Annotated in this window: 14 protein-coding genes; 11 read left to right on the top strand and 3 right to left on the bottom strand. The window is 44.8% G+C overall.

Annotation, left to right across the window (positions count from 1 at the left end):
- Window positions 1-9: 9 nt before the first annotated feature.
- From rplR to rplQ, 11 genes are all read left to right on the top strand, one after another.
- A complete protein-coding gene (rplR, locus tag IUZ65_RS01470; RefSeq protein WP_195706527.1) occupies window positions 10-363 on the top strand; it encodes a 50S ribosomal protein L18 in 354 nt (117 codons plus the stop codon).
- Between the two features lie 15 nt (window positions 364-378).
- Window positions 379-885 carry a 30S ribosomal protein S5 gene (rpsE, locus tag IUZ65_RS01475; protein WP_195706528.1) on the top strand — a complete coding sequence of 169 codons (507 nt, stop codon included), beginning with the start codon at window positions 379-381 and terminating at the stop codon, window positions 883-885.
- A 7-nt stretch (window positions 886-892) separates the two neighbouring features.
- A complete protein-coding gene (gene rpmD / locus IUZ65_RS01480) occupies window positions 893-1,069 on the top strand; it encodes a 50S ribosomal protein L30 (RefSeq protein ID WP_195706529.1) in 177 nt (58 codons plus the stop codon).
- 5 nt (window positions 1,070-1,074) lie between these two features.
- Window positions 1,075-1,509, top strand: coding sequence for a 50S ribosomal protein L15 (gene rplO, locus IUZ65_RS01485; protein WP_195706530.1), 435 nt, complete (start codon window positions 1,075-1,077; stop codon window positions 1,507-1,509).
- A 20-nt stretch (window positions 1,510-1,529) separates the two neighbouring features.
- Window positions 1,530-2,864 (top strand): preprotein translocase subunit SecY, encoded by a 1,335-nt coding sequence (gene secY, locus IUZ65_RS01490; RefSeq protein WP_195706531.1) that lies wholly within the window; start codon window positions 1,530-1,532, stop codon window positions 2,862-2,864.
- Window positions 2,865-2,905: 41 nt separating this feature from the next.
- Entirely contained in the window at window positions 2,906-3,019 is a 114-nt protein-coding gene (rpmJ, locus tag IUZ65_RS01495) for a 50S ribosomal protein L36 (protein ID WP_000868186.1), read from the top strand.
- A 148-nt stretch (window positions 3,020-3,167) separates the two neighbouring features.
- Complete coding sequence (gene rpsM, locus IUZ65_RS01500; RefSeq protein WP_195706532.1) at window positions 3,168-3,524, top strand: 30S ribosomal protein S13; 357 nt, start codon at window positions 3,168-3,170, stop codon at window positions 3,522-3,524.
- Window positions 3,525-3,545: 21 nt separating this feature from the next.
- A complete protein-coding gene (gene rpsK, locus IUZ65_RS01505; protein WP_171754181.1) occupies window positions 3,546-3,935 on the top strand; it encodes a 30S ribosomal protein S11 in 390 nt (129 codons plus the stop codon).
- A 33-nt stretch (window positions 3,936-3,968) separates the two neighbouring features.
- Window positions 3,969-4,589, top strand: a complete 621-nt coding sequence (gene rpsD / locus IUZ65_RS01510) for a 30S ribosomal protein S4 (RefSeq protein ID WP_195706533.1) — start codon at window positions 3,969-3,971, stop codon at window positions 4,587-4,589.
- Between the two features lie 23 nt (window positions 4,590-4,612).
- Window positions 4,613-5,605: a DNA-directed RNA polymerase subunit alpha gene (locus tag IUZ65_RS01515; RefSeq protein ID WP_195706534.1), complete on the top strand. Its 993-nt coding sequence runs from the start codon at window positions 4,613-4,615 to the stop codon at window positions 5,603-5,605.
- A gap of 26 nt (window positions 5,606-5,631) precedes the next feature.
- Complete coding sequence (gene rplQ, locus IUZ65_RS01520) at window positions 5,632-6,018, top strand: 50S ribosomal protein L17 (protein WP_195706535.1); 387 nt, start codon at window positions 5,632-5,634, stop codon at window positions 6,016-6,018.
- Window positions 6,019-6,174: 156 nt separating this feature from the next.
- Here the strand turns inward: rplQ and IUZ65_RS01525 are convergent, their stop codons facing one another.
- From IUZ65_RS01525 to IUZ65_RS01535, 3 genes are all read right to left on the bottom strand, one after another.
- Window positions 6,175-7,443 (bottom strand): O-acetylhomoserine aminocarboxypropyltransferase/cysteine synthase family protein, encoded by a 1,269-nt coding sequence (locus IUZ65_RS01525; RefSeq protein WP_195706536.1) that lies wholly within the window; start codon window positions 7,441-7,443, stop codon window positions 6,175-6,177.
- A 181-nt stretch (window positions 7,444-7,624) separates the two neighbouring features.
- Window positions 7,625-8,122, bottom strand: coding sequence for a DUF2780 domain-containing protein (locus IUZ65_RS01530; protein ID WP_231363598.1), 498 nt, complete (start codon window positions 8,120-8,122; stop codon window positions 7,625-7,627).
- A 200-nt stretch (window positions 8,123-8,322) separates the two neighbouring features.
- Window positions 8,323-8,943, bottom strand: coding sequence for an FKBP-type peptidyl-prolyl cis-trans isomerase (locus IUZ65_RS01535; protein WP_195706537.1), 621 nt, complete (start codon window positions 8,941-8,943; stop codon window positions 8,323-8,325).
- Window positions 8,944-9,010 lie beyond the last annotated feature (67 nt).

The raw sequence follows: 9,010 nt of genomic DNA on the forward strand, positions 1-9,010 counted from the left end.
GGTAACACTATGGATAAGAAAGCATCTCGCATCCGTCGTGCTACACGTGCACGTCGTAAGATTGCAGAACTTCGCGTAACTCGCTTAGTTGTACACCGTACTCCACGTCATGTGTATGCACAGGTAATTGCCGCGAATGGCTCTGAGGTTATCGCTTCAGCTTCTACTGTAGAAAAGGCGATCCGTGAGCAAGTTAAGAATACTGGTAACGTTGACGCAGCTAAAGCAGTAGGTAAAGCTATTGCCGAGCGCGCTATCGAAAAAGGCATCTCTGGTGTTGCATTCGATCGTTCTGGTTTCCAATACCACGGCAGAGTAGCGGCGCTAGCAGATTCTGCTCGCGAAGCTGGTCTTAAATTCTAAGGTAGGGTTTGGAAGATGGCTAAAGAACAACAACAAGCTCAAGCTACAGATTTTAACGAAAAGTTAATCGCTGTTAACCGTGTTTCAAAAACGGTTAAAGGCGGACGAATCTTTAGCTTTACTGCACTGACAGTAGTTGGTGACGGTAATGGTCGCGTTGGTTTCGGTTACGGCAAAGCTCGTGAAGTACCGGCTGCGATTCAGAAAGCAATGGAAAAAGCGCGTCGTAACATGGTTACGATTACGCTAAACGACGGCACATTACACCACGCGGTGAAAGGTCGTCATACTGGCTCTAAGGTTTACATGCAGCCAGCAGCAGAAGGTACAGGTATTATCGCCGGTGGCGCAATGCGTGCTGTACTCGAAGTTGTTGGCGTTCACAACGTTCTTGCGAAAGCATACGGTTCTACGAACCCGATTAACGTTGTACGCGCGACTATTGATGGTTTGAGCGGCATGAAGTCACCAGAAATGGTTGCTGCCAAACGTGGTCTCACTGTTGAATCTATTTCGGAGTAAGAACACGATGGCAACTATTAAAGTAACTCAAACTAAAAGCTCAATTGGTCGTTTACCTAAGCACAAGTTGTGCTTGAAAGGTTTAGGCCTTCGTCGCATCAACCATACGGTTGAACTTGAAGACACACCATGTATTCGTGGTATGGTCAATAAAGTTCGCTATATGGTTAAAGTTGAGGAGTAATCAGAATGCGTTTGAATACTCTACAACCGGCTGCGGGTTCTAAGCCTTCTAAGAAGCGCGTAGGTCGTGGTATCGGTTCAGGCACTGGTAAAACAGGTGGCCGTGGTCACAAAGGTCAAAAGTCACGTTCTGGCGGTCAAACCCGTCCAGGTTTTGAAGGCGGTCAAATGCCTTTGAAACAGCGTCTACCTAAATTCGGTTTCACTTCTCGTAAGAGTTTAGTGACTGCTGAAGTTCGTCTAGGTGAACTAGCGAAAGTAACGGGAGACGTTGTAGATCTTAACAGTCTAAAAGCGGCTAACGTTATCACTAAGAACATCGAGTTTGTTAAAGTTGTTCTTTCTGGTGACCTAAGCAAAGCGGTAACTGTTAAAGGTATACGCGTGTCTAAAGGCGCTAAAGCTGCAATTGAAGCTGCCGGCGGTAAAATCGAGGAATAATCTCGAAGGTTGAGGTACAGATGGCTAAGAAACCAGGACAAGATTTTCGTAGTACTCAGAGCGGCTTGGCTGAACTGAAGTCGCGCTTACTATTCGTAGTAATAGCGTTATTAGTATTCAGAGCCGGTTCTTTTGTACCGCTACCTGGTATTGACGCAACTGTACTTGCCGATTTGTTCGAACAGCAAAAAGGCACCATTGTAGAAATGTTTAACATGTTCTCTGGTGGTGCTTTAGAGCGTGCATCTATATTAGCACTGGGTATCATGCCGTATATTTCGGCGTCGATTGTTATCCAGTTGCTAACTGTAGTACACCCAGCGTTAGCTGAACTCAAGAAAGAGGGTGAAGCAGGGCGTCGTAAGATTAGCCAATATACACGCTACGGAACGCTTGTGTTAGCTACATTCCAAGCTCTAGGTATCGCAACAGGCCTACCAAACATGGTCGACAATCTGGTTGTTATAGACCAAACCATGTTTACCCTGATTGCAACCGTAAGTTTAGTAACTGGTACCATGTTTTTGATGTGGTTAGGTGAACAAATTACAGAGCGCGGAATTGGCAACGGTATCTCGTTAATTATATTCTCGGGTATCGTCGCTGGATTGCCTTCGGCAATTGGACAAACAATCGAGCAAGCGCGTCAAGGTGAATTGCACGTACTTCTTCTGTTGTTTATTGCAGTACTATCTTTCGCTGTGATTTATTTCGTTGTTTTCATGGAGCGTGGTCAACGTCGTATCGTCGTTAACTATGCAAAACGTCAACAAGGTCGTAAAGTTTTCGCAGCGCAAAGTACACACTTGCCACTTAAGATAAACATGGCTGGTGTTATTCCTGCAATATTTGCATCGAGCATTATTTTGTTCCCAGGAACATTAGCTCAATGGCTTGGTCAGAACGGTGAGAGTGCTACATTCGGTTGGTTAACCGATGTGTCACTAGCGCTAAGCCCTGGTCAACCGTTATATGTAATGCTTTATGCATCAGCGATTATTTTCTTCTGTTTCTTTTATACGGCGTTAGTATTTAACCCACGAGAAACAGCAGATAACTTGAAGAAGTCTGGCGCTTTCGTACCAGGCATCCGCCCAGGTGAGCAGACAGCGAAATATATTGATAAAGTGATGACTAGACTAACCCTAGCGGGTGCTCTATACATTACCTTTATTTGTCTGATTCCTGAATTCATGATGGTCATGTGGAACGTACGTTTCTATTTTGGCGGCACCTCACTACTTATCGTAGTGGTTGTAATCATGGATTTCATGGCACAGGTACAGACTCATCTGATGTCACAACAGTATGATTCTGTGTTGAAAAAAGCGAATCTAAAAGGCTACAACCGCTAATAGCGGAAAAAGCTTTAGATTCCCATTTACGGAGTTTAGCAATGAAAGTTCGTGCTTCCGTTAAAAAAATCTGTCGTAACTGTAAAGTTATCAAGCGCAACGGTGTTGTGCGTGTGATTTGCAGTGAACCAAAGCATAAACAACGCCAAGGTTAATCAAACAGAAATTTTTACTTGAAATGTAAAGGTTGGTCGAGTATATTGCTCGGCCTACCTTTTGCGTGCAAAAGAAGTAGTAAACCGCAGCGTATCCTCTACGGGCTTTGCTGCGGATAATTTCTTATTTAAGTACTAGGAGTGAATAGTGGCCCGTATAGCAGGCATTAACATTCCTGATCAAAAGCATACTGTAATCGCGCTTACTGCGATCTACGGTGTTGGTAAAACTCGCGCTCAGGCTATTCTAGCTGAAGTGGGTATTGCTGAAAATGTTAAGATCAGTGAACTAACTGAAGAGCAGATTGATCAACTGCGTGATGGTGTCGCCAAGTACACTGTAGAAGGTGATCTACGTCGTGAAGTCTCGATGAACATCAAGCGTCTTATGGACCTTGGCTGTTATCGCGGTCTTCGTCATCGTCGCAGTCTACCACTACGTGGACAGCGTACTAAAACCAACGCACGTACCCGTAAGGGTCCGCGCAAGCCGATCAAACGTTAATCGGATAAGGTAGAGAGTACAATGGCAAAACAACCAACACGCGCTCGTAAGCGCGTACGCAAGCAAGTAGCTGATGGCGTAGCGCATATTCATGCTTCTTTCAATAACACAATCGTTACGATAACAGACCGTCAAGGTAACGCACTAGCTTGGGCTACTGCTGGCGGTTCAGGTTTCCGTGGTTCTCGTAAGTCTACTCCGTTCGCAGCACAGGTTGCAGCTGAACGTGCAGGCGAAGCGGCCAAAGAATATGGTCTAAAGAACTTGGAAGTTATGGTTAAGGGCCCAGGTCCTGGTCGTGAGTCAACTATCCGTGCGCTAAACGCAGCTGGATACCGCATCACTAATATTGTAGATGCAACTCCGATCCCTCATAACGGTTGTCGTCCACCTAAGAAACGTCGCGTATAACGTTTTCGTTTCTAGGAATATTGGAGAAGAATCATGGCAAGATATTTGGGTCCTAAGCTAAAGCTTAGCCGTCGCGAAGGTACAGACTTATTCCTTAAGTCTGGTGTCCGTGCGATAGATACCAAGTGTAAAATTGATAACGCACCAGGTGTGCATGGCGCTCGTAAAGGCCGTCTATCTGAATATGGCGTTCAGCTTCGTGAGAAGCAAAAAGTTCGTCGTATGTATGGCGTTCTAGAAAAGCAATTCCGTAACTACTACAAAGATGCTGCACGCCTTAAAGGCAATACAGGTGAAACCCTGCTTCAGCTTCTTGAAGGTCGTCTTGATAACGTAGTTTACCGCATGGGCTTTGGCGCAACTCGCGCAGAAGCACGTCAATTAGTTAGCCATAAAGCTATTCTAGTTAACGGTAAAGTTGTAAACGTTCCTTCTTTCAAAGTTGCGGTTAACGATGTTGTTTCAATTCGTGAGAAAGCTAAATTGCAATCTCGCATTAAAGCGGCTATTGAAGTTGCTGAACAACGCGAAAAACCAACTTGGATTGAAGTAGATGGCAGCAAAATGGAAGGAACATTCAAGCGTATGCCTGAGCGTTCAGATCTATCAGCTGACATCAACGAACACTTGATCGTCGAACTTTACTCTAAGTAAGGTTAAACTAAAGAGAGGACACAATGCAGGGTTCTGTAACAGAATTTCTTAAGCCACGTCTTGTTGACATCGAACAGATCAACTCGACACATGCGAAAGTAACTCTTGAGCCATTAGAGCGTGGCTTTGGTCATACTCTAGGTAATGCGCTTCGCCGTATTTTACTATCTTCTATGCCGGGTTGTGCCGTAACAGAAGTAGAGATTGAAGGCGTTTTGCACGAATACAGCACTAAAGAAGGCGTTCAAGAAGATGTTCTTGAAATTCTTTTAAACCTTAAAGGTTTGGCTGTGCGCGTTGCCGAAGGCAAAGATGAAGTGTTTATAACACTGAATAAGTCAGGCTCAGGCCCTGTTGTTGCAGGTGACATCACCCACGATGGTGATGTAGAGATCGCTAACCCTGAGCACGTTATTTGTCACCTAACGGATGACAAAGCTGAAATCGCTATGCGTATTAAAGTAGAACGTGGTCGTGGTTATGTTCCGTCTTCTGCTCGTATCCATACTGAAGAAGATGAGCGTCCAATCGGTCGTCTACTTGTTGACGCTACTTACAGCCCAGTCGATAAAATCGCCTATGCTGTAGAAGCGGCACGTGTAGAACAACGTACTGATTTAGACAAGCTTGTCATCGATATGGAAACGAATGGTACTCTGGAACCTGAGGAAGCTATCCGTCGTGCAGCTACAATCCTAGCTGAACAATTGGATGCATTCGTAGATCTTCGTGATGTACGTGTTCCTGAGGAGAAGGAAGAGAAGCCAGAATTCGATCCGATCCTACTGCGTCCTGTAGACGATCTTGAACTAACAGTTCGCTCTGCTAACTGTTTGAAAGCAGAAGCGATTCACTACATCGGTGATCTTGTACAGCGCACTGAGGTTGAGCTACTTAAAACGCCAAACCTTGGTAAAAAATCTCTTACAGAGATTAAAGACGTACTGGCTTCACGTGGTCTTTCTCTTGGCATGCGCCTAGAGAACTGGCCGCCTGCGTCAATCGCTGAAGATTAATCGATACTAGTTAGAAGGATTAGGTCATGCGCCATCGTAAGAGTGGTCGTCAACTCAACCGCAACAGCAGTCATCGTAAAGCGATGTTCAGCAATATGGCTTGTTCTCTTGTTAGTCACGAAGTTATTAAAACTACCGTGCCTAAAGCAAAAGAACTACGCCGCGTAATTGAGCCTTTGATTACACTAGCCAAGACCGACAGTGTTGCTAACCGTCGTCTGGCATTTGCTCGCACTCGTGATAACGAAGTTGTGGCAAAACTATTTAATGAACTAGGCCCGCGTTTCGCGAGTCGTCAGGGCGGATATACTCGCATTTTAAAATGTGGTTTCCGTACCGGTGATAAAGCTCCAATGGCATACATTGAGCTTGTAGATCGCCCAGAAGCTTCTGAAGAAGCATCTGCTGAGTAAGTTCTGATAGAACTAAAAAGCCGAGCGTAATGCTCGGCTTTTTGCTTTCTAAATTTTGAATCTTGAAATTCGAATGGGTACGCGACCCGGTTTCGAGAAGAAAAAGCCCGCCTAAGAGGCGAGCTTATTACCACTCAGAACTCACTCTCTAAGAAATCAGGCCTTCAGTGCTTGCTCTAAATCTTCAATAATGTCATCTATATGTTCAATACCTACCGATAAACGAATCATTTCAGGACTCACACCAGCTTGCTTTTGCTCAGCGTCATCTAACTGTCTATGTGTCGTAGAGGCAGGATGGCATGCTAGAGATTTGGCGTCACCGATATTTACTAGGCGCTTGAAAATCTGGAGTGCGTCATAGAAGCGTACACCGGCTTCATAGCCATCTTTTAGGCCAAAGGATAGAATCCCCGAAGGTTTGCCCTTCATGTATTTTTCGGCAAGAGAATAGTATTTAGAGTCGGGTAGTCCTGCATAACTTACCCAACTGACTTTCTCGTGGTTTTGTAAATACTCGGCTACCTTGAGGGTATTTTCGCAATGACGTTCCATACGTAATGACAGTGTTTCTAAACCTTGAAGTAGCATGAATGCATTCATAGGGGAAAGTGCGGAACCCGTATTGCGGAGAGGGACGGTGCGAGCACGACCGATGAATGCCGCAGGACCGAACGCTTCTGCGTAAACGACGCCATGGTAGGAGGGTTCTGGAAGGTTAAATACAGGAAAGCGGTCTTTATGCTCGGCCCAAGGGAATTTGCCTGAATCAACAATCATTCCGCCTAAAGTCGTTCCATGCCCACCTATGTATTTGGTTAAGGAATGGACAACGATATCAGCGCCAAACTCGATAGGTTTACAGATTGCAGGTGTCGCAACCGTATTGTCGACGATGACAGGGACTCCCTGTGCGTGTGCAAGGTCAGAGAGCGTCTTGAGATCAATGATATTACCTGCGGGATTTCCGATAGACTCGCAATAAACTGCCTTGGTTTTATCGTCAATGAGTTCGGCTAGGCTTTCAGGTTTATCATCTTTGGCAAAACGAACCTCTATTCCCAAATTCGGCAGCATATGTGCGAAAAGAGTATAGGTACCACCATACAATTGTGGCGTTGAAACGATGTTATCGCCTAACTGGGCTAAGGTTAAGATCGCATAATGAATAGCTGAGCTACCAGAACTTACGGCGAGACCAGCGATACCGCCTTCTAAAGCGGACACTCGTTTTTCGAGGACATCATTGGTTGGGTTCATAATGCGTGTGTAGATGTTACCTGGAACGGCCAAATTAAATAGGTCGGCGCCATGCTGAGCATTGTCAAACTCGTACGCTACGGTTTGATAGATGGGGGTTGCGACTGATTTGGTTGTTGGGTCCGTCTCGTAACCGAAATGTATGGATAGGGTTTCGTCTCTCATTTTTTCTCTCTCTTTATCTACGTCCTTGAAATAAGAGATACAGAATCGCATAAACCTAAGCCACTAAACAAGTGGTTAATTTTATGTTGAAGGATTGTAAACAAACTAAACTCACCAGAGTGGTGAGTTTAGTTTGATGTTTTAATTGTACAGGGCATTATTTGTTTCTATAGGAAACGGTCTATTTCCAAAGAGAACCAAGGGAGCTTAGCAATCCGCTAGAGGCACCTTGTCCGGTTAAATATTCTAAAATGACAGGGGCAAATTGACTGACCATTGATGGGTCTAAGCCCAGCTTGGTAAAAATGTCTGTTACCGCACCCATATCACCGGCCATGTTAAGTAAACCCGGAGCCGCGCTGGACAAGCTGCTCATGCCTGGAATAAGGTTACTTAATTCACTTGATTCGCTACCTGATAGAGAACTTGATGCTAGGGCTAGAAGTGCACCTGCGCCTCCTGATGCTTGCTCTGGTGATACATTAAGTTGACTAGTAAGCGCATCTAGTAGGGGAGAGCTTTCTTGTTTCGACGCCTCGGTGGAAAGCGAACCTGCCATCGATTTGATTGCGTCTGTATCTAATTTTGTATCTGAGTCTGAACCTAAACCAAATAAAGCGTGGCTCGGCATTGAAACTATTAAAGTGGTAAGTGCTGCTAATAGCGTGATTTTTTTCACGTTAAATCTCCGTTTTAAGAAGGTCTATTGTATAGACCAATGACATAACGAAAAGTATAACCTGAGTTTCGTGAAAAATTGTTAGCACTTTGTTTTATATATAAGAATTCGTTCGTGTTTTAAAAATTGAAGGTGAGTGGCAAAAGTGGGCATAAAAAAAGCGGTGAAGATCACCGCTTATTCAATCAAGGTATAGACGATTAAAGGATGTCTAGTAACTCAACTTCGAATACAAGTGCAGCATAAGGAGGAATGGCAGCGCCTGCGCCACGTTCGCCATAAGCTAGGTCTTGTGGGATACATAGTTTCCACTTAGACCCTACAGGCATAAGTTGAAGTGCTTCAACCCAGCCTTTAATTACGCCAGTTACTGGAAACTCAGCTGGTTCGCCACGTGAAACAGAGCTATCGAAAACAGTACCGTCAGTTAACTCACCGTGATAGTGAACACGAACTTGCTTATCTGAAGTTGGTACTTCACCAGTACCTTCAGTGATCACTTCATATTGCAGGCCAGATTCTAGTACTGTTACTTCAGGACGTAGAGCATTGTCCGCTAGAAAGGCTTCGCCATCAGCCGCTGCTGCTTTAGATACTTCAGCACGAGCAGATTCTGCGCGAGTGTGAATCTCTTGAAGTGCTGCGTTGATTTCGTCAATTTCAATTTCAGGCATATCTCCAGTTAGCGATGTTGCGATACCTTTAGCGATAGCGTCAACATTAAGACCTTCAAGGCCACTACCTGCAAGTTGTTGGCCCATTTGTAGACCAATACCGTAGCTTGCTTTTTGTTCTACTGTATCCAGTTTGATGTCAGACATGTTGTCTCTCTATTGTTCTTGAGTAAATAAAGCGCACAGGATACCAGTATTAGTCGCTTGAATAAAC

The sequence above is a fragment of the Vibrio sp. VB16 genome (assembly GCF_015594925.2).
In the GTDB taxonomy this organism is placed as follows: domain Bacteria; phylum Pseudomonadota; class Gammaproteobacteria; order Enterobacterales; family Vibrionaceae; genus Vibrio.